General features: G+C 71.0%; 20 protein-coding genes and 1 tRNA gene. 13 read left to right on the top strand and 8 right to left on the bottom strand.

Annotated elements, in window-relative coordinates:
- Positions 1-20 precede the first annotated feature (20 nt).
- From AB0C28_RS01235 to AB0C28_RS01215, 5 genes are all read left to right on the top strand, one after another.
- Positions 21-185, top strand: a complete 165-nt coding sequence (locus AB0C28_RS01235) for a hypothetical protein (RefSeq protein WP_357840257.1) — start codon at positions 21-23, stop codon at positions 183-185.
- Complete coding sequence (locus AB0C28_RS01230) at positions 182-1,843, top strand: acetyl-CoA carboxylase carboxyltransferase subunit alpha (protein ID WP_357840260.1); 1,662 nt, start codon at positions 182-184, stop codon at positions 1,841-1,843. Before AB0C28_RS01235 ends, AB0C28_RS01230 begins: the two co-directional genes overlap by 4 nt.
- Positions 1,840-2,286, top strand: a complete 447-nt coding sequence (locus tag AB0C28_RS01225; protein ID WP_357840263.1) for a biotin/lipoyl-containing protein — start codon at positions 1,840-1,842, stop codon at positions 2,284-2,286. Before AB0C28_RS01230 ends, AB0C28_RS01225 begins: the two co-directional genes overlap by 4 nt.
- Position 2,287: 1 nt before the next feature.
- Complete coding sequence (locus AB0C28_RS01220; RefSeq protein ID WP_357840266.1) at positions 2,288-3,646, top strand: acetyl-CoA carboxylase biotin carboxylase subunit; 1,359 nt, start codon at positions 2,288-2,290, stop codon at positions 3,644-3,646.
- A 419-nt stretch (positions 3,647-4,065) separates the two neighbouring features.
- Positions 4,066-4,863 carry an AfsR/SARP family transcriptional regulator gene (locus AB0C28_RS01215; RefSeq protein WP_357840269.1) on the top strand — a complete coding sequence of 266 codons (798 nt, stop codon included), beginning with the start codon at positions 4,066-4,068 and terminating at the stop codon, positions 4,861-4,863.
- On the opposite strand, the gene AB0C28_RS01210 is transcribed toward AB0C28_RS01215, so the two are convergent.
- Entirely contained in the window at positions 4,846-5,511 is a 666-nt protein-coding gene (locus tag AB0C28_RS01210) for a class I SAM-dependent methyltransferase (protein ID WP_357840272.1), read from the bottom strand. The genes AB0C28_RS01215 and AB0C28_RS01210 overlap by 18 nt on opposite strands.
- Positions 5,512-5,681: 170 nt before the next feature.
- Between AB0C28_RS01210 and AB0C28_RS01205 the strand changes: the two genes are divergently transcribed.
- The 7 genes from AB0C28_RS01205 (at position 5,682) to AB0C28_RS01175 (ending at position 14,453) form a co-directional block, all read left to right on the top strand.
- Positions 5,682-5,753, top strand: a tRNA-OTHER gene (locus AB0C28_RS01205).
- A 21-nt stretch (positions 5,754-5,774) separates the two neighbouring features.
- Entirely contained in the window at positions 5,775-7,283 is a 1,509-nt protein-coding gene (locus AB0C28_RS01200; protein ID WP_358072610.1) for an SDR family NAD(P)-dependent oxidoreductase, read from the top strand.
- A gap of 2 nt (positions 7,284-7,285) precedes the next feature.
- Positions 7,286-8,458 carry a gala protein gene (locus tag AB0C28_RS01195; RefSeq protein WP_358072608.1) on the top strand — a complete coding sequence of 391 codons (1,173 nt, stop codon included), beginning with the start codon at positions 7,286-7,288 and terminating at the stop codon, positions 8,456-8,458.
- Positions 8,455-10,278 (top strand): hypothetical protein, encoded by a 1,824-nt coding sequence (locus AB0C28_RS01190; protein ID WP_358072606.1) that lies wholly within the window; start codon positions 8,455-8,457, stop codon positions 10,276-10,278. The genes AB0C28_RS01195 and AB0C28_RS01190 overlap by 4 nt, the downstream gene beginning before the upstream one ends.
- The gene (locus AB0C28_RS01185) at positions 10,275-12,050 is read left to right on the top strand and encodes an ankyrin repeat domain-containing protein (RefSeq protein ID WP_358072604.1); all 1,776 of its coding nucleotides are present in this window, start codon (positions 10,275-10,277) and stop codon (positions 12,048-12,050) included. The genes AB0C28_RS01190 and AB0C28_RS01185 overlap by 4 nt, the downstream gene beginning before the upstream one ends.
- A gap of 19 nt (positions 12,051-12,069) precedes the next feature.
- Positions 12,070-13,272: an AAA family ATPase gene (locus AB0C28_RS01180; protein ID WP_357840287.1), complete on the top strand. Its 1,203-nt coding sequence runs from the start codon at positions 12,070-12,072 to the stop codon at positions 13,270-13,272.
- Positions 13,273-13,274: 2 nt separating this feature from the next.
- On the top strand, positions 13,275-14,453 hold the full coding sequence (locus AB0C28_RS01175; RefSeq protein WP_358072602.1) for a VWA-like domain-containing protein: 1,179 nt from the start codon (positions 13,275-13,277) through the stop codon (positions 14,451-14,453).
- A gap of 21 nt (positions 14,454-14,474) precedes the next feature.
- On the opposite strand, the gene AB0C28_RS01170 is transcribed toward AB0C28_RS01175, so the two are convergent.
- The 7 genes from AB0C28_RS01170 to AB0C28_RS01140 form a co-directional block, all read right to left on the bottom strand.
- Entirely contained in the window at positions 14,475-16,286 is a 1,812-nt protein-coding gene (locus AB0C28_RS01170) for a DUF2264 domain-containing protein (RefSeq protein WP_358072600.1), read from the bottom strand.
- Between the two features lie 17 nt (positions 16,287-16,303).
- Complete coding sequence (locus AB0C28_RS01165; protein WP_358072598.1) at positions 16,304-17,302, bottom strand: hydroxyacid dehydrogenase; 999 nt, start codon at positions 17,300-17,302, stop codon at positions 16,304-16,306.
- The gene (locus tag AB0C28_RS01160; protein ID WP_358072596.1) at positions 17,299-18,216 is read right to left on the bottom strand and encodes a carbohydrate ABC transporter permease; all 918 of its coding nucleotides are present in this window, start codon (positions 18,214-18,216) and stop codon (positions 17,299-17,301) included. The genes AB0C28_RS01165 and AB0C28_RS01160 overlap by 4 nt, the downstream gene beginning before the upstream one ends.
- A complete protein-coding gene (locus tag AB0C28_RS01155; protein ID WP_357840302.1) occupies positions 18,213-19,109 on the bottom strand; it encodes a sugar ABC transporter permease in 897 nt (298 codons plus the stop codon). The genes AB0C28_RS01160 and AB0C28_RS01155 overlap by 4 nt, the downstream gene beginning before the upstream one ends.
- 9 nt (positions 19,110-19,118) lie before the next feature.
- Positions 19,119-20,408 carry an extracellular solute-binding protein gene (locus tag AB0C28_RS01150; RefSeq protein ID WP_357840305.1) on the bottom strand — a complete coding sequence of 430 codons (1,290 nt, stop codon included), beginning with the start codon at positions 20,406-20,408 and terminating at the stop codon, positions 19,119-19,121.
- Positions 20,409-20,625: 217 nt separating this feature from the next.
- On the bottom strand, positions 20,626-21,735 hold the full coding sequence (locus AB0C28_RS01145) for a substrate-binding domain-containing protein (RefSeq protein WP_358072594.1): 1,110 nt from the start codon (positions 21,733-21,735) through the stop codon (positions 20,626-20,628).
- A 192-nt stretch (positions 21,736-21,927) separates the two neighbouring features.
- Positions 21,928-22,158 (bottom strand): hypothetical protein, encoded by a 231-nt coding sequence (locus tag AB0C28_RS01140; protein WP_358072592.1) that lies wholly within the window; start codon positions 22,156-22,158, stop codon positions 21,928-21,930.
- Between the two features lie 230 nt (positions 22,159-22,388).
- On the opposite strand from AB0C28_RS01140, the gene AB0C28_RS01135 reads away from it, so the two are divergent.
- Positions 22,389-23,126 (top strand): SDR family NAD(P)-dependent oxidoreductase, encoded by a 738-nt coding sequence (locus tag AB0C28_RS01135; protein ID WP_358072590.1) that lies wholly within the window; start codon positions 22,389-22,391, stop codon positions 23,124-23,126.
- Positions 23,127-23,132: the final 6 nt, after the last annotated feature.

Genomic DNA, 23,132 nt, shown 5'->3' with positions numbered 1-23,132 from the left:
GAAAGAGGTGACACCGGCGCATGAGCTTCGCGAAGACCTCGGTCCGCCACCTGATCCGTCGCATCGGCGCCTCCCTGCTGCGCGGGTTCCAGGAGTTCGGCGCCACGTGGCACCAATGGGACTACGGCATCTTCGGCCCCATGATCCCGTTCCCGCCCGAGACGGAAGAGAGGACGGATCGGTGACGGAATCCCCGGTATGGATCGTCTGTCAGCAGTGCGGCATCCGCCTCTACCGGAAGAGGTTCGAGCAGGAGCTCCACGTGTGCCGCGAGTGCGGCCACCACGCCAGGCTCGACGCGTTCCAGCGGATCGGGCAACTCCTCGACCAGGGCTCGGCCGGCGAGATGGACTTCGGGATCCCGGCCGGGGATCCACTCGGTTTCACCGACCGGCTGGCCTACCCCGACCGGCTGGCGGCGGCGCGGGCGGCCACGGGCCTGCGCGATGCCGCGGTCAGCGTGCGGGGCACGATCGAGGGCCGGCGGGTGATCCTCCTGGTGATGGACTTCGCGTTCCTCGGCGGCAGCCTGGGCACCAGCGTGGGTGACCTGGTGGTCGGCGCGGCGGACGCCGCTCGGCACGAGCGGATCCCGCTGATCGTGGTGACCGCGTCCGGCGGTGCCCGCATGCAGGAGGGTGCCCTGGCGCTCATGCAGATGGCCAGGACGAGCCAGGCGCTGGCCGCGCTCAACGACGCGGGCGTCCTGACGATCACCGTCGTCACCGACCCCACGTTCGGCGGCGTGGCCGCCTCCTTCGCCACACAGACGGACGTGATCATCGCCGAGCCGGGCGCCCGCATGGGGTTCGCCGGGAAGCGGGTCATCGAGCAGACGATCGGAAAACGGCTGCCCGCCGACTTCCAGACCGCGTCCTCCCTGATGGAGCACGGTCTCATCGACGATGTCGTACCCCGCGTCAGGTTGCGCACGGTCCTGTCCAGGCTGCTCTCCCTCACGGATCCGCCGTCCGGCGGCGACGACCTCCCGCCGGCGACGCCGCCCGGCCCGCTCGGGGAGCCGGAGGCGGCGGACCCCTGGCAGCGGGTGCGCAGGGCGCGCGAGCTGGAGCGGCCCACCACGCTGGACTACATCCACCACATGTACGACGGGTTCAAGGAACTGCACGGGGACCGGGTCTCCGGAGACTGCCCCGCCATGATCGCCGGATTCGGCCACCTGGCCGGACGACCGGTCGCCATCATCGGCCAGCAGAAGGGCCATGACGCGGCGGAGCTGGCGCGGCGGAACTTCGGGATGGCCTCACCGGCCGGCTACCGCAAGGCCGCCAGGTTGATGACGCTGGCGGAGAAGCTCCGCCTGCCGATCATCACGCTCATCGACACACCCGGCGCCTATCCAGGCATGGAGGCCGAGGCGCACGGGCAGATGAACGCCATCGCGGCCAGCCTCCGGCTCATGTCAGGACTGCGCGTTCCGCTGATCGCGGTGCTCACCGGCGAGGGTGGGAGCGGCGGAGCGCTGGCTCTCGCGCTCGCCGACCGCGTCCTGGCCCTGGAGCACGCGGTCTACTCGGTCATCTCACCCGAGGGATGCGCGAGCATCCTCTGGCGGTCGCGGGACGCCGCCCCGACGGCCGCCCGGGCGCTGAAGGTGACCCCGCCGGATCTCCTGCGCCTGGGGATCGTGGACGACATGGTGCCCGAGCCGCCGGGGGGAGCTCAGCGCGACCACGCGCGGGCCGCGGAGATCCTGCGGGCGCACCTCACCGCGGCTCTCGACGAGCTCACCCCCTGGGACGCCGACGCACTCGTACGCAGGCGTCATGCCCGTTTCGCCCGCTTCGGAGCGCAGTCGGTCAAGAAGGAGGTCAGCCTGTGAACGACGCCGAGAACCTGGCCCATCAGCTGGTGACGTTGCTGCGGCAGTTGCCGGAGACGCCCACGCGAATCCGCGTACGACAGGGCTCCAACAGCCTTGAGGTGGAGTGGCCGGACACCGCCACCGGACCCACCCGCCCGGCTCCGGCCGCCGAGCCGCTCGATGCGCCGGACGACGCGCCGGACGACGAGGCCGAGCGGACGGAGTACGTGCGCGCGCCGATGATCGGCACCTTCTACCGCGCTGCCAAGCCAGGCGCGCCGCCCTTCGTCGAGGAGGGCGCCGAGGTCGTCGCGGGCCAGCAGGTGGGGGTCATCGAGTCCATGAAACTCATGACACCGATCGAGACCAAGTGTGCGGGAATCGTCCGGCGGATTCTCGTGCCGGACGCGACGTCCGTGGAGTACGACCACCCACTGATCGAGATCGCGATGGCAGGGTGAGATGTTCAACAGCGTACTGATAGCCAACCGCGGCGAGATCGCGCTGAGGATCGCGCGGACCTGCCGGGAGATGGGCTTACGGACGATCGCGGTCTACTCCACCCCCGATCGCGACTCTCCCGTCGTGCGCTTCGCGGACGAGGCCGTGCACATCGGCCCCGCCGCCATCAGGCACAGCTACCTCAACATCCCCGCGATCATCGAGGCGGGGAAGGCCACGGGGGCCGAGGCGATCCATCCGGGGTACGGTTTCCTGTCCGAGGACCCGGACTTCGCGGAGATCTGCGAGATGGAGGGGCTGACCTTCATCGGTCCTCCGGCCGGCCTCATCGCTCAGTTCGGTGACAAGGCCGAGGCGCGCAAGCTGATGGCCGAGGCCGGCCTGCCGGTGGTGCCGGGGAGCGAGCGCGCCCTGGAGAGCACCGAGGCGCGCGAGCTGGCCGACGCCATCGGCTTTCCGGTCATCCTCAAGGCCTGCGCGGGCGGAGGCGGGCGCGGGCTGAACGTCGTCCGCAGCCTCAGGGACTTCCCGCAGGCCTACCGCAACGCCCGCGCCACGGCCAACGCGGCCTTCAACGACGGCCGCGTCTACCTGGAGCGCTTCGTCGAGAACGCGCGGCACATCGAGATCCAGGTGCTGTGCGACAACCACGGCAACGTGCTGCATCTCGGCGAGCGCGACTGCTCGGTGCAGCGGCGGCACCAGAAGCTGGTCGAAGAGACCCCGGCGCCCGGCCTGGCTCCGGACCTGGCGGAAAGGATGGCGCTGGGGGCGATGGAGGCGGCCAGGCGGCTGGGTTACCGAGGACTCGGCACCTTCGAGTTCCTCGTCGACGAGTTCGGGCGCTTCTTCTTCATGGAGATCAACTGCCGGATCCAGGTGGAGCACCCGGTCACCGAGATGGTGACGGGGCTCGACCTGGTACGCGAGCAGATCAGAGTCGCGGGAGGACTGCCGGCCTCGGTGTCCCAGAGCGACATATCGCTGCGTGGCGTGGCCATCGAGTGCAGGCTCAACGCCGAGGATCCGGAGAAGGGGTTCGCGCCGACGCCGGGCACCCTCACCGAGTTCGTGCCGCCCGCCGGGCCGTTCATCAGGACGGACAGCCATGCCGGCACCGGATACACGATTCCCGCGGAGTACGACTCGCTCATGGCGAAGATCGTGTCATGGGGGCCCGACCGCCAGCAGGCGCTCAACCGCATGATCCGCGCCCTCGGCGAGCTCCGGGTCTCGGGACCTGGAATCCGAACAACACTCGCATTCATCGAGGAGGTGATTACACATCCGGCTTATCAGGACGGAAAACACACCACCGCGCTCGTCCAGAAGCTGATCTCCGAGAGAAAGGAGCGGTAGGAGGCGGAAAGAAGGATGGAGTGTTTCGGTATAGAGCTGGTATATGAAAAGTATACGGCGAGTATACGGCGGGGCGCTCCGCCTGGCGGGCTTAAAGCGTTCCAGGTCGTTGTCACGCCGCTTCGAGCTGGGAAAACAGGGAATTGTCTCGTTGTCATGGCCGTGCCCGACTGCCTTAATGAAGGCAGCTGGGAGGGCAATCCCGCGGATATTCCGCCGCACACAACCGCCGATGGGCGATGTGCGGTGCAGAGTCCTTGCCTACCCAGATCAATTGTCCTAGCATGAATGAAAACTTAACAAAGATCAAATATCTGCGCCAACGGGGGAGCCCACCGTCGCAAGGTGACGTGTCATGAATGCTCCGCCGCTGAAAGTCATGCCGGCACCGGCCTCCGCGCCCATCTTGGAGCACTGAAATGACTCGATTGCGAGTACTCGGCACCTTAGAGCTGGAAATCCAAGATAAAATCTACTCGCCACGCCCGCCCAAACAGCGTCAGGTCCTGGGATTGCTCTCGGTCTGCGCCAACCGGATCGTGTCGCTGGAGTCGATCATCGAGGAACTCTGGGGCGACACACCGCCCCGCAGCGCCACGACCACGGCTCAGACGTACGTCTACCAGATCCGCAAAAACCTCAGCCGGCTGTGTGACGGCCCGGAAAGCGAGTTGCTCGAAACCGCCTCCCCTGGCTACATCCTCCATCTCGCCCCTGAACAACTCGACGTGGCGGTGTTCCGCGAGCATCTGGCCAACGCGCGGGCGCATTTCAAGAAGGACAACCGCGTGGAGGCCTCCCGCCTGTTATGGCGGGCGTTGCGGCTGTGGCGCGGCGGCGCTTTGGAGGACATCCCGCTGGGCCCCCTGCTCAGAGCGCATGTCGCGCATTTGGAGGAACAGCGCCTCCAGGCCCTGGAGATGCGGATACAGATGGATCTGCTGATGGACCGCCATCGCGACATGGTGGGCGAGCTGAAGCAGCTCATCGCCGAATATCCGCTCAACGAATGGTTCTACGCGCAGCTCATGAGAACGCTGCAACGGTCAGGACGCCGCGGCGAAGCCCTCCAGGTCTACCAGGTGCTCAGGCGGACCCTCCAGGAAGAGCTGGGGATCGAGCCTTCTCTCGATCTCCAGCAGCTCCAGCGGGCCGTACTGAAAAGCGGTGAAGGGGGGCAGCAGCACCTGCGCGTCCCGTCAGTGGAAGCCGGCTGAGCCGTTCCTGGTCGTGCGGAAGAACATCATGGCGCCGCTGTGCCTGATCCGCAGCTCGCCGAACCCGGCGGCACTCAGCCAGCCGCGCACCTCCGCGCCCGTCCCGACCCGCCCGAATATGCCGAGCTCGCGATTCTTGGCGATCACGGCGTCCTGGCGGCGGCCCGCACCCAGAACGATGGCTGTGCCGATCAGCTCCCCGCCGGTCCGAAGCACCCGCGCCATCTCGGCGACAGCGGACCCGGGATCGGGGAAGCAGTGCAGCCCGTTGTAGCTGACGCACAGATCGAAGCTCTCGTCCGGGTACGGCAGGTCCGTCACGTCGGCCTGCGCGAACTCGATGTGGGTCAGCCCACGGCGAACCGCCTCCGCCCTGGCCCTGTCCAGCATCACGGAGGACAGATCGGCGGCCACGTAACGCGGACCGGAGGCCGCTCGCAGGCCGCGAAACGCCACGCCGCCCCCGCACGGCACGTCGAGCACCGATCTGCTCGCCGCCAGTCTTCCCAGCTCGTCCAGCTCCGCGTACCACGGCCTCAGCCTGGCGCCCCAGAGCAGCCAGGCCATGACGCGTGCCAGGCGCTGGCGTTCGACGACGCGGTCGTAGAGCGACACGTTCGTCGAGTTCTTCCAGTGATCGGTTCTCATCGGCTCTCCGGTGATCTCAGGAAGGGCGCCGCCGCTTCTCAGGTGGTCGCGCCTCAAGCGAACACCTCTGCGGTCAAGGCGCCTTAGGAGGTCGTTCGAGTGGCCACCGGGCCCCGTACGCCGAGAACGGCCCTCGAATGTCAGTGCTATTCGCTAAGCTCTGCAGCGGCAAGGCTGTAGCGCAGAGGTCGTCGCGCCTTACAGCAGGTTGGAGGACGTCGGTTCGAATCCGACCAGCCTTGCCCCAACTCTTGAGGTCATCGGTGGGGGTGCGGGTGTCGGTCGTCGATCCTGACGTGGCCGGGGCTCCGCCGCCCGGGTCGGAGACCGGCCAGGCTGAGATCGAGACCTGTCTGCGGGTGATGGCCCAGGCGCGCGCGGCCGATCCGGCCGACCCTCGATGGGCGGCCGTGCACGAGGCGGCGGCGCACCTGTACCGGGCGGGGAAGAAGTCGCGCAAGGCGTCGCGGCACGCCGAGCGCAGGCGGCGCGACCACGAGGTCACGGCGGCCACGGTGCGCTATCGAGAGCAGGATCCGTCCCCCGCGCTCGTCCCGCCGGCGATCTCAGCCGGTCCTCGGGATCAAGCAGGTCCCCGGGCTCAGGCTGGTCCCAGCGATCAGGCCGGTGTCGCGGAGCCGGATTCGTCCGGTGATCGGGCCGCGCCGCCTCGTCGCTCGCTGGTGGGTACGCGGCGCTGCTACGTCTGCAAGTCCGCCTACCGGCAACTGCATCCCGAATACCACCTGCTCTGCCCGGCCTGCGCCGACGAGAGCATGGCCCGCCGGCACGCCCGCTGCGACCTGCGTGGCCGCCGGGCGATCGTGACCGGGGGACGGGTGAAGATCGGTTTCCAGCTCGCGCTGAAGCTGCTGCGCGACGGCGCGGACGTCCTGGTCACCACCCGTTTCCCGAGGGATGCCGCGCGCCGGTTCGCGGCCGTGCCCGACGCCGGAGCCTGGCTGGACCGGTTACACGTGCACGGTGTCGACCTGCTCGACCTGGCGGCCGTCGCGGGGCTGCTGGAGTCCGTGCAGCGGCGTTTCAGCCATCTCGACATCCTGGTCAACAACGCGGCCCAGACGATCCGCCGGCCCGCCGCCTACCATCGCGAGGTTCGCACCGCGGAGAGCGTGCCGCTGAGGGGCCTGGCAGCGCGGATCGACGTGCCGGAGCGGCTGGAGGTCGCGCCGGTTCCTTCGCACCCCGCCGTCAGGCAGCGGGACGCCCTGGAGGAGTGGTTCCCCGCCGGCCAGACGGACGAGACCGGTCAGCCGCTCGACCTGCGCGACCGCAACAGCTGGAGCCTGCGGCTGCACGAGGTGGACCCGGCCGAGTGGCTGGAGGTGCAGTTGGTGAACTCCTTCGCGCCGTTCCTGCTGACGTCCAGGCTGCGCGCTCTGCTGGAGGCGTCGCCGTGGCCGGACCGGTACGTGGTGCAGGTGTCGGCGATGGAGGGCAGCTTCTCCCGGGAGCAGAAGACCGTCCGCCATCCGCACACCAACATGGCCAAGGCCGCACTCAACATGCTGACCCGCACCGCCGCCGCGGACTACGCGGCCTCGGGCATCTACATGAACAGCGTCGACACGGGCTGGGTCACCGACGAACGCCCCCATCCGGACAAGATCGCGCAGCGGGAGGCGGGGTTCCGCCCGCCGCTGGACGTCATCGACGGCGCCGCCCGGGTCTACGACCCGATCGTGCGCGGGGTGGGCGGGGATCGGGTGTCCGGCCTGTTCCTGAAGGACTACCGACCGGTGGAGTGGTGAAGATGGAGCCGACGCCCGTACGCCGCCCTGCGATCGAGCACTTCGACGTGCCGACGCCCGTACGCTGCCCCGCGATCGAGCACCCCGACGTGCCGCCGGCCGATCCGGCGGACCTGGGTCCGCTGGTCGCGCGGCTGGCCGCACCGGCCAGAGTAGCGGCCGACGAGACCTTCCCGCTGGGCACCGTACGGCCGGACGGCCGGGTCGACCTGTGCAAGCAGGGCCTCGGAGCGGCGGGCGCGGCGCGGCTGCTTCCGGCCGCGGTGGCCTCGCCGCACGCCGTTCATCTGCTGCTGGGCACCAACGCCATCGGCGACGACGGAGCCAGGACCATCGCCGACGCGCTGGTTCCCGGGCACGGCCTGGAGACGCTCTACCTCGGCTGCAACCGCATCGAGTCGGCGGGCGCGCGGGCGCTCGCCGATCGGCTGGCCACCGACACCACCGTGCGCGCCCTGTGGCTCAAGCGGAACCCGGTGGGCGACGGCGGAGTCCTCGCCCTGGCCGCGATGCTGCGTCGCAACACCACGATCCGCACGCTCGACCTGGTCAACACCGGCCTCTCGCGGGAGGGGCTGCGGGCGCTGCTGGGCGTGCTCACCGAGCGGCCGACCCCGGTCGAGCGGCTGTTCCTGGGCGGGAACGGGCTGGGCCCCGAGTCCGGCGACCTGCTGGCCGCGCTGATCAGGGACGCCGGCGTACGCGAGCTCTACCTTCCGGCGAACCATCTCGGCGACGCCGGCGCGGCCACGCTCGCGGCGGCGGCCGACCCCGACCGGCCGGTACGCCTGGGCCTCGGCGGCAACGGCATCGGGCCGGAGGGCGCGCGTGTGCTGGCCGGCGCGCTCGGCGGCATCGAGGCGCTCGACCTGGGACGTCCGCCGTCGGAGCGGACCCTCGGCGCGCCCGCGAACGTCACCGGCGACACGGGCGCGGCCGCGCTGGCCGCGGCTCTGCCCGGCAGCCCGCTGCGCCGGCTGGAGCTGCGCCGCACCGGGGTCACCGGCCGGGGTGCCAAGGCCCTGCTGGCCGCCGTTCCCGAGGACACGCGGCTGGAGTACGTCGGGTTCGGCCCCGGCGTGCCCCGTCAGGTGAAGCGTGCGCTGGCGCCACGGCTGCGTCCCGCCGCCCGGACCCATCCGGACCTGCACGCGATCGGAAGCCTCTACCGATGAGTGCGGCGCCCCCGCCGGCGCGTACGCCGTCCCGTTCGTACCCGCCGCACGAGGCGTCCCGGTTACGGCGGATCCGGCGGTACGCGGTGCCCTCGTGGATGATCGAGGAGGCGACCGAACGACGGCTCGCCGGCGACTGGCGTGGCGCCTGCGCAGCGGCCAACGTCGACGTCGCCTTCGACCTGGCCGGCATCGCGAACGAGCACGGCGAGGCCGTCGCCATCGCGCTGGAAGACGACCTGTGCAACTTCGCCCCGGACCTGCTGCGCTGGCACCTGCCCCGCCTGGACCGCGGCCGTACGACGATCGTGCCCGACCAGGTGATGATCCTGGGGCGGCCGGGTGACGCCCCGGACGCCCCGTACCTCCACCTCCTGACGCCCCGCTGGATGGCCCACGGCCCGCAGCGGCTGCGGCTGCACGTCGGGCCGGTGCGCCGGCAGAACGCCTGTCTGGAGACCGACTGGGCGTACAGCGCGTTCTGGCGCGATGTCGTCCAGGACTGGAGCTCATCGCGTCACCTGTGGGATGCCCGCCAGGCCGGCGACCTGCGGGAGCGCTGCGGCGGCGGCAAGGATCGAGCCCCGTTCCTCCACGCCGACGGCACGCCGCGCAGTGCGGAGGAACTGCCCAAGTCCGACCCGGGCCACGCCGATCCGGCCTCGCGCACCGAGTGGGTCACGCTGTCGCACGAACGCGGCGAGGTCGAAGCGGCGTTCGCCGCCGCCGGCATCGAGCTGGACGCGGAGCCGCTCGAGGTCGAGCCCTATTTCTCGGTGCAGCTCGTCGACCCGCTCGACGTTCTCGCGCGGATGCCCCTCGCCCTGACCCGGATGGAGGCGGAGATCCGCCGCCTCGCGGCCTCGGCGGGAACCCGCCGTTTCTGGCTTCCCTACCGGCAGTACGCGGCGCTCCTCTTCGAGACGTCGGATGCGGGGCTGCGCGTCCGGATCGTCCCCTTCGAGCTGGGCACGGAGCCTGCGGACGCGGTGCTCCCAGAAGCGTGCTGGCGCCGCCTGCCCGACCTCGACCTGCTGCGGGACGGGCATCCGCCGGAGCTGCTCCATCCGCTCGTACGCGAAGCCCTGTTCCCCGGCCGCGCCGCCCTTCCCGCCGAGCCGTCCGGCCGGGAACTCCCGCGGCCGGTCAGGATCCGCTGCCGCGACGAGTGGCACGAGGTCTCCTTCCACGACGGCGCCCTGCGCATCCCGCACAGCGCGGAGGAGCAGCAGCGGGAGGACGCCATGCGGGCGTTCGGCGGCGCGGTCGCCGGCTGCTTCGCCGCCCGGCACACGTGGACCTCCGGAACAGGACGGCTGCCCAAGGCCCTGCGCGACCAGCGGGGGGACCTTTTCGCGCGGGTCCAGCACGGCGACCTCCCTGGCGTACTCCGGCTGCTGGACGCCGGCGTGGATCCACGCGTCCGCGACGGCCGCGGGCGCACCCTGCTCCACCTGCTGCACCTGCTCGACCCCGGCCCCGATCCGAGAGTGCCCGGCCGTGGCAGGCGCGAGCAGGCCCACCTGCTGCGGCACCTCGACCATGACGGTCTGCTCGGGCGGCTCCTGGCGGCGGGCCTGGACATCGACGCCAGGGATGGCGACCGGCGCACGCCGCTGTTCTCCGCGATCTGCGGGGACGGTTCGGTGGCGCTCGTTCACGCGCTGCTCACCGCGGGAGCGCGGATCGACCTGACCGGCGAGATCCACGGGCAGCCCGTCTCGCTCCACCGCCTGATCGCCTGGCTCGATCGCGATGACCTGGACTTCATCACGGACCGCATCGAACGCGAGCATCCGGAACTCACCGAGGAAGAATGAACGCCGTCAACTCGCCGATCCCCGCCACCGACGCGCCGATGCCGGTCCCCGCCACCGATACGCCGATGCCGCGCCGCACGCCGATTCCCGCCACGGATGCGCCGCCGCCGCGCCGTACGCCGTCGTACCCACCGCACGAGGCGTCGAGCCGGCGCCGGATCCTGCGCTACGCCGTCCCCCGGTGGATGATCGAACGGGCCACTGAGCGACGGCTCACCGGCGACTGGCGCGGCGCCTGCGCGGCGGCGAACGTCGACGTCGCGTTCGACCTGGCCGACATCGCGAACGAGCACGGCGGCGCCGTCGCGGCCGCGGTCGAGGACGACCTCCTCCATTTCGCACCGGACCTGCTGCGCTGGCATCTGCCGCGGGTACTGGGGGGAGGATGGACCACGATCCGCAACTTTCAGCGGGTGACCTTGAGCGCGGCCGGAGAAGAGTATTGTCTGCGCGTCACCACACCGGCGACGTGGGAGCGGCCGCAGCGGCTGCGCCTGAGCTTCGAGCGGATCGCCGGCTCGGGCGGCTACTGGGCCGGCACGCACAACTGGGCCACGCTGCGCCACCTGTGGGATGTGCGGCACACCGGCGAGCTGCTGGAACGCCATGGTGGCGGAGACCGGCCGCCGTTCTTCGACGCGGACGGGACCCTGCGGCCCGCCGGGAAACTGCCCACGGCCGACCCCGGTTCCGCCGACCCGTCGGCCCACACCGAATGGGTGACCCTGCTGCATGAGCGAGGGGAGGTCGAGGCGGCGTTCGCGGCGGTGGGGATCGAGGTGGATCCGTCACCGCTCCAGTCCGGCTACGCCGGCTTGATCGATCCCTTACGCGTCCTGGAGAAGCTTCCGGTGGCGCCGGCCAGGCTGGAGCCGGAGCTCCGGCGGCTCATCCGCGCGGGCCTCGGGCACCGCTTCTTCATCCAGCAGCCCCTCCCCGGCTCCCTGCTCCTCGAAGGCGACGAGCGAGCCGGCGGACTGCGCATCCGGCTCGTCGGCGGAAAGAAGGCCAGCGGCGCCGCGATGTTGCCCGAAGCGTGCTGGCGGCGGCTGCCGGACCTCGACGTGCTCCGGCAGGGCGACGTGGATCCGGACTGGCTGCATCCGCTGGTCAGGGAGGCGCTGTTCCCGCTGCGCGCGGAGCCCGCCGGTCCGGTCGGGCCGCCGGATCCGCGGCTCCCGTCCCCGTTCCGGGTGCGCTGCCGCGGCGAGTGGCACGAGCTGTCCTTCCAGGACGGCGCACTGCGGATGCCGCACAGCGCGGAGGAGCAGCGGCGTGAGCAGGCGCTACTTGCCTTCGGCGGCAGGATCGCCGGCTGCTTCGCGGTGCAGCGGGCGATGCGCTCCGAGGGTGGCCGGCTGCCGAAGGCCCTGCGGGAGCTGCGGCGGGAGCTGTTCCTGCGGGTCCAGCACGGTGACACGCCGGGCGTGCTCAAGCTGCTCGACGCCGGGGTGGACCCGCGGCTGCGTGACGGCCGGGACCGCACGCTCCTGCATGCGCTGATCCACCTGGACCATGAGGTGCTGCTGCCGCGCCTGCTGGCGGCCGGGCTCGATCTCGAGGCCGTGGACTACAAGGAGCGTACGGCGCTGTACGTGGCGGTCGCGGACGACGGCTCCCCAGCCCTGGTACGGGCGCTGCTGGCCGCCGGAGCGAACCCCCGCGTCACCGACGAGCGGGACCTGTCGATCTCCGAGCTCATCGACGACATCGAGCGCACCGACCTGGACTTCGTCCTGACCCTGCTGGAGCAGGACGAGCCCGCCGGATGACCTGGAAGGACGAGGCACAGTGAACGTCACCGACGAGGACGTCGCACCGGATCCGCTGGCCGCGGCCGACGACCTGGTCCGCCGGCTCGCGTCCGGACGTACGGAGCCGGCCGCGAACCCACAGCTTGAGGCGCTGTCGCTCGCGGTGTCGGCGAACCTGCCCGTGCTGCTCTGGGGCGAGCCGGGCATCGGCAAGTCCGCCGGCCTCCAGCAGTTGGCCGCCGGGCTCCGCGTCCCGCTGGAGACGGTGATCGCGAGCGTGCACGAGCCCTCCGACTTCGCCGGCCTGCCGATCATCGGCGACGATCCGGCCACCACCGGGGTGCCGATGGCCCCACCGGACTGGGCGGTGCGGCTGGCCGAGGCCGGGCGCGGCGTCGTGTTCTTCGACGAGCTGTCCTCGGCTCCCCCTGCCGTCCAGGCGGCGCTGCTGCGGGTCGTCCTCGAACGCCGGGTCGGCAGCCTGCCGCTCCCTGAGTCCGTCCGCGTGGTGGCCGCCGCCAACCCGCCGTCCAGCGCCGCGGACGGCTGGCACCTCAGCCCGCCGCTGGCGAACCGGTTCGTCCACCTGCAGTGGACGCACGATCCGCGGACGGTCGCCCGGGGCATGGCCGGAACCTGGCCGGCCGTGCCCCTGCCGCGCATCGACCCGGCCCGGGTGCCCAGCGCGGTCGCCCGCGCCCGAGGGGTGATCTCCGGGTTCCTCACCGCCCGGCCCGGCCTGGCCCACCACCTGCCTGCCGACGCGGAGAGCAGGGGGCGTGCCTGGCCGTCGCCGCGTACTTGGGAGATGGCGCTGCGCCTGCTGGCGGTCGGGTACGCCGCCGGCGCCGACCAGAAGGCGCTCGCGACCGCGGTGATCGGCGCGGTGGGCGACGGCGCGGGGCTTGAGCTGCTGAACTACCTCGAACAGCTCGACCTGCCCGACCCGGACCGCGTGCTGGCCAACCCGGACGCCTTCGCGCTGCCGGCCAGGGGCGACCGGCAGCTCGCCTTCCTGACGGCGGTCGTCTCGGCGGTGCAGAGCGACCTCACGCGGCGGCGCTGGGAGGCCGGCTGGACGGTGCTGGCCAAGGCCGTGGACGCCGGCGTACCCGACGTCGCGGCCAGGGCCGCCGCGGATCTCGCGGCGCTGCGCGACACCGACTGGCCGGTGCCGAGCGGCATCGACGCGTTCATCGACCTGCTCCAGCTGTCCGGCGCGCTGCCCGGCGCCTCCTGACCATGGTCGCGTTCGACCAGGTCAAGCTGCTCGCCGCGCGGTACCGTGCCGCGAGCGAGCGGCCCTACCTCGCCTCCGCGCTCTACTCGCTGACGGTCGTGCCGAGCGACGGCGTGCCGACGATGGCCGTCGACCGGCACTGGCGGTGCTACGTGTCACCGGCGTTCGTCGCGGCGACGTCCGTTCCCGAGCTCGCGGGCGTGTGGATCCACGAGCTGGCTCACGTGCTGCGCGACCACCACGGCCGGGCGGACCGGCTGCCGGCCGCCGACCAGCGCGACCGGTTGCGGGTGAACGTCGCCCAGGACTGCGAGATCAACGACGACCTGCTCGCCGACGGGCTGACACTGCCGCAAGGCCGGATGGAACCCGGCCTTTTCGGACTGGCGACCGGACGGCTGTTCGAGGAGTATCTCCCGCAGTTGCCACCGTCCGTCGTCTGCTCCGACTGCGGCTCCGGCGCCCACGGCGCAGCGGGGGAGTGGGAGATCACCGGCGACCGGGGCGGCGTCAGCCCGGTCGAGGCCGATGCTCTGCGCCGGCACACCGCCGAGGCGATGCGCGCCCATCAGCGCAACCGCGGCAGCCTCCCGGCCGGCTGGCGGCTCTGGGCGGACCAGGTCCTGGAACCGATGGTCGACTGGCGGCGCGTGCTCGCGGGCGCCGTAAGGGAGGCGGTCGCCTGGGCCGCTGGGGCGATCGACTACACCTATCACCGGCCGTCCCGCCGCACCGCCGCGCTGCGCGGCGTCGTGCTGCCGAGCCTGCGCCGCCCGCTGCCGGTCGTCGCGATCGTCATCGACACCTCGGGGTCCATGGGCGAGGACGACCTGGCGGCGGCCCTCGCCGAGGTCACCGGCGTGCTGCGGGAGGTCGGCGTCGGCGGCAACCGGGTCACGGTGCTCGCCTGCGACGCCGACGTGCACACCGCGGCCCGGGTGACGTCCGCGCAGCAGGTGACCCTGGCCGGCGGGGGCGGCACCGACATGCGGGTCGGCATCGAGGCGGCCCTGGCCCTGCCGGAGCGGCCCGGCGTCGTGATCGTGCTGACCGATGGCTTCACCCCGTGGCCCGAGGCGCCGTCGTCGGCCAGGCTCGTCGCCGCGCTCATCGGCGCGGATCCGCCGGCGCCGCCCGCCTGGGTCGAGGCCGTCCGAGTTCCGCGCATCGCCGACGCCTGATCCGCCCAGCTCAAAGCGATCTCAAGGCGACCTCGTGCTCATCCGTTCGGCGAGCCAGGCGGGCAGCGCCGGCGGCCGGGACCAGGCGGATCGCCAGGCGGTGCGGTCGGGGTCGGCCAGGACGGCGCAGGCCAGCCAGTGTTCCCCCGTCTCATGGCGGGAGACGAGCGTGGGCAGGGCGGTGCGCGGGGTGATCAGGTTGGTGTTGGGCTCGGTGAGGATCACGCGCCCGTCGCGCGTACCGGACATATCGAGCAGGCCGCTCCCGCCGGAAGGGCCGCACGCCCAGGTGCCGCCCACCATCTCCAGCGTGTCGAGCGTGTCGAGCGGGCCGGAGCGGCCGACGGCGAAGCCGCCTTCCGCCGCCGTCAGCGGGCGCTCGCAGCGTACGCGGTGGACGCGCAGGTGCCACGGCGGGCCGGGCACCAGCCAGGTCTCCACTTCGACGCCGGGCATGGGCCACCAGACCGAGCGCAGCGCCTCACCTTCCGCCGCCGCCTCTTCCGAACGCGCGCGTACGTGGTAGTGCACGCCGTCTTCCGACAGGGCCAGCATATTGTCGGCCGCCGCCTGCGCGAGGCCGCGGCTCCCGGCGGGAACGCTGAAGCCGAACGCGGAGGAATAGGCGAACTTGGTGTACTTCTCCGCCACGTGCCGCGGCTCCCAGTCCGCCCACTGGCCGCCGTCGGAAAGGGCGGTCACCTGGCGGCCCTCCTCGTCCCTGACCAGGAGCAGGCCGGCTTCCGGCACCGCGTGCACCCGTGGCAGATCGGGCAGGGGTGACTCCTCCGCGAGCCAGAAGGGGTGGGTCTCCGGCAGCGCGAGCGGCAGGAAGAACTTCAACGCCCAGTACGGCGAGCCCGGCGAGTTGTAGCCCTCCGCCATGATCAGGTTGGCGTAGCCGTACCCGATGGAGAGCGTCGCATCGGGCTGAAAGATCGGCAGGCGGCTCCACCAGCGCAGCTGCCGCAGCGCGAGTCCTTTGAGCACGCCCCAGGGCAGCGCCTCCACGTCGGCGAAGGCGAGTGCGCCCCAGAAGGCGCCCTGGGCGAAGCGGTAGGTGAGGCTGCGCCCGTACGGCACGGCCGCGCCGTCGGCGGTGAACCAGTGCGCGAAGTCCCGCGCGAACAACGCGGCCCGTTCACGGAATCGTTCCGCCCGCTCCGAGGAGTCGGCGAGCGCGGCGTAGATCAGGCCGTAGAAGTGCATGGCGAACGGTACGTAGTAGTCGCGCTGCCTGGTCGGCCCGTCGGAGTACCATCCGTGGTCCCCGAGGGAGAAACTCTCCAGGCGGTCCAGCGCCTCCCGCGTCGCGCCGGGGTCGTGGTCCGCGCCGACCCTGGCCAGGCCGAGGTTCACCAGCACGCGGAAGAACAGCCAGTTGTTGTCCGGGGTCTGCCGCCGGTTGATCTGGGAGAGCCAGCGCGCCAGGTGGTCGCGCGCCTGCGGCGTGAGCGGCTCCCACACCCGCTCGGGGACCAGGGCCAGGGCGAAGCCGATGGCGGCCATCTCCACCAGGCGCTGGTCGCGGTCTGCGGGGTCGCCCCAGAACTCCGGTCCGCCGGGATCGGCGCCGCTCGCCAGCCCTCGGACGTAGGCGTCCCAGCCGTCGAACTCGCCTCCTCCGGCGGCCAGCGGGGCGAGCCCCCAGAGCGGGCGGGCGAATCCCTCCAGCTCCGCGGCGGTGTCGTCGAAGGCGGCTCCCGAGCTGCCGAGCCGTACCCGCGCGCCGCCGGGGCTGAATCGCGGGGCGAGCGGCGCGCACAGGGAACGTACCGCCTCTTGCAGGTCCGCACGGGTACGCAGGGGGTTGCCGGCGAGGGGATTCGTCATCGGGCTCGCTTTCCGTGTCACGCCAGGCGGCTGATCGTGTCGGCACGTACAGGATGCGCGAACGGCAGGCCCCGTACGTACCGATCCAGCTCGTCGAGGACGGAGTGGGTCAGCCGGCGCAGCTCGCCGCCGACCGAGCCCGCGATGTGCGGGGTGAGCAGGACGTTCGGCAGGTCGTAGAGCGGAGAGTTCGCCGGGAGTACCTCGGGCTCCGTGACGTCGAGCACGGCGTCGATGCGGCCGGAGACCAGCTCCTTGGTGAGCGCGTCCATGTCCACCAGCGAGCCGCGCGCGGTGTTGATGAGCGTGGCGCCGTCGGAGAGCAGCCCCAGGCGCCGCCCGTCCAGCAGGTGCCGGGTCTCCGGCAGCGCCGGGGCGTGCACGGAGACCACGTCGGATGCGGCCAGCAGCTCGTCCAGGCCGGCCGGCCGCGCGCCGAGCGCGGCCGCTCCTTCCTCGGCGAGGTACGGGTCGTAGATCAGCAGGTCGAGGTCGAAGGGGCGGAGCAGGTCGAGCACCCGGCGGCCGATGTGCGAGGCCCCGATGATTCCGACCGTTCTGCGGTAGTTGCCGAGCGAGGGGAAGTGCGCGGCCCAGTCGAGGGAACGGCGCTCCCTGCGGTAGAGGTCCCTCAGACCGAGCACCCGCTTGCCCGCGAACAGGATCGCGGCGACGGTGTACTCGGCCACCGGGAGCGCGTTGGCGGCGGCCCCCGAGGAGACGGCGATGCCGCGTTCCCAGCAGGCGTCCGTGATCAGGCCCTTGACCGTGCCCGCCACATGGACGACCGCGCGCAGCCCGGGTGCGCGGCGCAGCACGGAGTCGTCGATGACCGGGCAGCCCCAGCAGGTGATGAGCAGCTCGGCCGAGGCCAGGTCCGGCACGCCGGCGAAGTCGCTGACGACCAGGCCGGGATCGACGTCGACCAGCCGGGTGAGCCGGTCGAGCTCGTCCGGGCCGAACAGCGCGTCCTTGAACCGCGGGGCCATGGCGAGCAACGCGCGGGGACGGCTCACTTGACGGCTCCGGCCGTCATGCCGGCTTTCCAGTACCGCTGCAGCGTCACGAAGACGATGACCAGCGGCACGACCGCGACCAGTGAGCCGGTGATGGCGAGCAGGTAGTCCTCCGGATGACCTTGGTTCAGCGACGTGGTCTGCCAGGTGTACAGGCCCAGATTGAGCGGATAGAGGTGCTGGTCGGTCAGCATCACGAGCGGCAGGAAGAAGCTGTTCCAGATGCCGGTGAACTGGAACAGGAAGATGGTGACGAAGGCCGTGCGGAGCATCGGGAAGCCGACGCTGAGGAAGGTGCGCAAGTCACCGGCACCGTCGACGCGGGTCGCCTCGATCACCTCCGCCGGCACGTACGCGGCGCTGAACACCCGCGCGAGATAGACCCCGAACGGGAAGACCAGGCTCGGCAGGAAGACGCCCCAGAAGGTGTTGACGATGCCGACCTTCGAGGCCAGCAGGTAGATCGGCAGGGCCGTCGCGCTGGCCGGCACGAGCACGCCGAGCAGGATCAACCCGAAGATCTTCTCCTTGAACGGGAAGGAGAGCTTGTCGAAGGCGTATCCCGCCGCGACGCACAGCGTGGTGGCGATGAGGGCGCCGCCCACGGCGTACAGCGCGGTGTTGCCGAGCCAGCGCAGATAGATGCCGTCCTGCGCGGTGAACAGGTGCGCCAGGTTCTCGCCGAGGGCGAAGGTGCGCCCGAAGACGAAGCCGCCGGTGCCGAACAGGTCGCGCATGTTCTTCGTGGCCGCCATGAGCAGCCACAGGACCGGCATCACCGTGTAGAGCACGGCGATGATCAGCACGCCGTTGACGACCGCGTGGGAGAGCAGGGGCGGCGCCGGGCGGCCGGGCCGCCTCCCGTGCCGCCGGGAGGCGGGGACCGGAGGTGCGGGCGTGGCGGTAAGCGTCATGGCTGCCTCCTCCGTGCGGAGAACCGGGTCACGATGAACGACAGGATCCCGCCGAGCAGGGCGACCAGGATCGAGGCGGCCGCGGCCAGACCGTAGTCGTGGTTCTCGAAGGCGGCGCGCATCGCGTACATGTTCGGGCTCCACGCGCTGCCGATCTCGGTCGACGCCTGGTAGATCACCTTCGGCTCGGTGAAGAGCTGCAGCGCGCCGATGACGGTGAAGAGCAGGTTGAGCGCGATGGCCGGGCGGATGAGCGGGATCTTGATCCGCAGGGCGATGCGCAGCCCGCTCGCCCCGTCGACCTTCCCGGCCTCCAGGACGTCCCTCGGGACCGCCTGGAGGGCGGCGTACAGGATGACCATGTTGTAGCCGATCCACTCCCAGGTGGAGATGTTGACCACCGAGAACATGACGTGATCGGCGGACAGGAAGCTCCACTTCACCCCGGCCGACTCAAGGGCGTCGATCACGGGGCTGAGGCCGGGCGTGTAGAGGTACACCCAGATGATCGCGGCGATGAGGCCCGGTACGGCGTGCGGCAGGAACAGGCCGAGCTGGAAGAAGCGCCTGGCCCGCGCCATGGCCGAGTCGAGCAGCAGGGCGAGCAGGAGCGCGCCCCCGATCATCACCGGGATGTAGAGCACCACGTAGGTCGCGATCACCACGAAACTGTCGCGGAACGCCGCGTCGCCGAGCGCCCTGGTGTAGTTGCCGAGGCCGACGAAGAGGGTCTCGACCCCGCCGAACCCGAGTCCGGAACTGCGTTCGGTGAACAGGCTCAGCCAGGCCGCGTACACGAGCGGCGCGACGGAGAAGGTGAGGAAGAGCAGCAGGAACGGGCCGACGAGCAGGGCGGCGGTGCGCCCCTGCCGCTGGGCCTGACGGGTCACCACGCCATCTCCTTACTGGACGACACTCAGGCCGCGGCCCTTGAAGTCCGCCACGGTGGCCTGCTGGGCGCTCGTGAGCACGTCGGCCAGCGTCATCTCACCGCCGGCGACCTTGCCGAGCGAGTCGGAGATCGCCGTCCCCGTCACACCGGCGCTCGGCCCCCACATCCAGCCGGACGGGACCGACTCGTACGACTTCGAGGCGAGGGCGAAGATGTCCTGGCCGTCGTAGAAGTCGGTCTTGAAGGCGCTGGTGGTCGAGAGCAGGGCAGGAGCTGCCGGGAGCATGCTGCTGGTGCCGCTGGAGAGCCAGGCCTTCATGCCCTCGGGATCCGTGGTGATCCACTTGATGAACTCAAGGGCCTGCTCGGGGTGCTTGGCACCCTTGGGGACGGTGAAGGCCGAGCCGCCGAACATGGCGGAGGCCGGCTGTCCGTCCCAGCTCGGCACCGTCGCGACGGCCCACTTGCCCTTCTGGTCGGGAACGGTGGACTGCAGGGCGCCCGCGCACCAGTTCGCGCAGATGTAGGAGACGACCTCGCCCTTCTGCACCGCCTGGAAGAAGGCGTCGTCGCTGGTGGAGTTGTAGCTGCCGACCAGCCCCTTCGACACCAGTTCTGTCCAGTACGCGGCCATCTTCTTGGAGGGCTCGTCGTCGATGGAGACCTTCCACGACTGGCCCTCGGTGCCGTACCAGTGTCCGCCCGCCTGCCAGGCGAGCGCGGCCAGCAGATTGGCGTCGGCGGTCGCGAAGATCCCGCCGCGGGCCTTGGGGTCGGCCTTCTTCACCTTCTCCAGCAGCTTCGTGTACTCGTCCCAGGTCTTCGCCGGTTCGAGGTCGTGCTTGGCGTAGAAGTCCTTGCGGTAGAAGAGCACCAGCGGGGCCACGTCACGGGGGACGCCCCAGGTCTTGCCGCCGAGGGTCACCAGTTGCTGGACCTGCGGCGGGAAGTTCCCGGTGACCACCTGGCCCGCCGTCTCGGTGAGATCCTCAAGCCCGCCCTGGCTGACCACGTCGGGCAGCTGGTTGTACTCGACGACGGCCACGTCCGGGACGTTTCCGGCCTTCACCGAGCTGGCGAGCTTGGTGTAGTAGTCGGTGCCGCTCGGCACGTTCTCCCACTTGACCTGGAAGTCCTTGTGGGTCTTGTTGAAGGCGGCGGTGACGACGTCGGAGGCCTTGACGAAGGAGCGGAACGTGATGACGTCCGCCCCCGATTTCGTGCCGGAGGCACCCGGGTCCGCACCCCCGCAGGCCGTCAGTGCCGACACCGACACGACGGCGCCCGAGAGAAGGGCCATGATCCGCAGGCCTCTTGGCTTCATAACGCACCGTTCCAGGGAGGGGGATGAAGGCTGGTGCAATCATTTGATTTCGAACGAAGCCTGTCAACGGACTGCGGCGCCTGTGTCGGTCACAATCCCGTCACATGCCGGAAATGCGAAAGAAAACGAAAGGAGGTTGGGTGGGTGTCGCGCCTTCAGATGGTGTGCCGTGCCTTCGGGCGGTGCCGCGCTTTCAGGCGGGCGTACCGCCGCACGAGGCCCGGATCCGCAGCTCCGGCCGCAGCAGCAGGCTGCGCAGCGGCCGGTCCGGATCGTTCAGCCGGTCGACGAGCATCCGCACCGCCGCGGCCCCCACCTCCTCCTTGGGCGGCGACACGGCGGTCAGCGGGATGTCGGCGAGCGAGGCGACCTCGTCGTCGTACGTCACGATCGCCATGTCCTCCGGGATCGAGACCCCGCGCCCGCGCAACTGCCTGACCAGGGAGAGCGCGTCCACGTCGTTGTGCACGAGGGCCGCGCGCACGCCCTCCTCCAGGAACTCGCCGACGTGCTCGCCCATCTCCGTCGGCGCGCCCACGGCCGCCCGCGGGAACATGCGCACGACCCCGGCCGGCAGACCGAGGGCGCGCTGGGCCAGCTCGTGCCCTTCGCGGATCCACGGGGTGGTCCTGCTCTCGCAGGCGAGCAGGGCCACCCGCTCGTGCCCCAGCCGGGCGAGATGGCAGGTGGCCAGATAGGCGCCGTACGCGTGATCGGTGGCCACCTGCTCCACCGCCGGCATCGACCAGGCGGCCTTCCGCTCGACCAGCACCACCGGCACGTCGAGCTCGTTGACCCACTGCTGCGTGGCGGGGGAGAGGGTGGGGTTCTCGCTCGGCGTCAGCAGCAGCCCGTCCACACCGGACGACAGTAGCTGCGCCACCTGGCGGCGGTCCTCGTCCAGGTCGTAGCGGGAGACCGCGAGGGTGACCCGCGCGCCGAGCTCGCGCGCGGCCGCCTGCGCGCCTCTGATCACGGCCGGGAAGTAGTACGCGTTCTGCGGCACGAGCATCCCGAGCACGTACGGCTCACGCCTGGTCCGCGCCTTGTCAGGCTCCGCGCGCTCCCTGCCCTGCCCTCCGGGTACCGGTTCCTCGGGCGGCGCCTCCCGAGGCGGCGCGTCCGGCATGGACACGGCGCCGCCGTGCACCCGGACCAACAGCCTGCGCCCGGCCAGCTCGCGCACGTCGTGCCGGATGGTGACGGCCGAGACGCCGAGGCCGGCCGCCAGCTCGGCGACCTTGACCGAGCCCTTGCGGCTCAGCTCCTGCAAGATCGCCTCGTGTCGCTCCTCGGCCAGCACGGGGGGCTCCTTCCGGTTCTGCGCGTCTTCCTCCGGCATCGTACCGCGAACGTTTGCTTTCGAAAGCGAACGCTTCCGTTTCCTGGCGCCAGGCGACCTTCACGTCCAGACCCTCACGTCCAGACCCTCACGTCCAGACCCTCACGTCCAGACCCTCACGTCCAGACCTTCACGTCCGCGGCCGAACAGCCATTAGTTGGGGCCCACTCCCCGCTGATTTGTTCCACGCGTTACCACCAGGCCCTCGAACTCCTCCGCGTCGGGCGGGATCGCGCGACAGAGGCCGAAACGCTGGTGCACCTCGGCGACGCGTACGCCGCCCTGCGCAGTGACCAGTCCGCGCGACAGGCGTGGCAGGACGCCCTGACCGTCCTCGACGAACTCGGCAGCCCCGACGCCGAACACGTCCGAGCGAAACTCCACGGCAGCCGTCAGTAGGCGAGAGCCACCGAGCAACGGCCTACTGGACCCCTTCCCGCAGCTCACCGGCCGGGAGCGAGACTGTTGACAGCGGTCTGAGAAGAAGGTCGCGGCACCCGTCACAAGTCTGGAGGCTGTCCGGTCTTAGTCGGTGTGCGAGCTCGATCGGCTCGTACGCGCCGGTGAGGCGATTGACGCCCGTCCCGGCGGACGACTAAGAGCGAAGGAAGCACATGAGCACCACATTGCAGGGAAAGGCCGTCCTCGTCACCGGAGCGTCGTCGGGCATCGGCGAGGCCACCGCGCTGGCTCTCTCAGCGCAAGGGGCTCGTGTCGCGGTCGGGGCTCGGCGCGCCGACCGGTTGAAGTCTCTGGTGGACAAGGCGCCCGGCGAGGTGCTGGCCCTCGAACTGGACGTGACCGACCAGGAGTCGGTACGAGCCGCGGTCGCGGAGACCGTCGAGCGCTTCGGCGCCCTGGACGTCCTGGTGAACAACGCCGGGGTGATGCTCGCCGGCCCGATCGTGGGAGCGGACACCACGGAATGGACGCGCATGGTCGAGACCAACCTGCTCGGGTCGATGTACGCGGTCCACGCGGCGTTGCCGCACCTGCTGGAGCGCAAGGGCACCATTGTGCAGATCTCCTCGACCTCGGGCCGGATCGCGTCCGCGTACAACGGTGTCTACGCCGCGACGAAGTTCGGCGTCACCGCCTTCTCCGAGGCGCTGCGGCAGGAGGTCACCGCCCTGGGCGTGCGGGTCGTGGTCGTCGAGCCCGGCTTCGTCGCCACCGAACTGGCCGGCCACATCACCGACCCCGCGATGCGGGCCGCCGCGCAGAACATGGCCGCGACCATGCGTACCCTGCGGCCCGAGGACATCGCCGACGCTGTCGTGTACGCGGTCACCCAGCCGCAGCACGTCGCGGTCAACGAAATCCTCATCCGTCCGACCGACCAGACGCAATAGGCGGAC

The organism is Nonomuraea sp. NPDC048892, from assembly GCF_040649735.1.
Classification (GTDB): Bacteria; Actinomycetota; Actinomycetes; order Streptosporangiales; family Streptosporangiaceae; genus Nonomuraea; species Nonomuraea maheshkhaliensis.
This window is presented reverse-complemented; position numbering and strand designations above follow the sequence as displayed.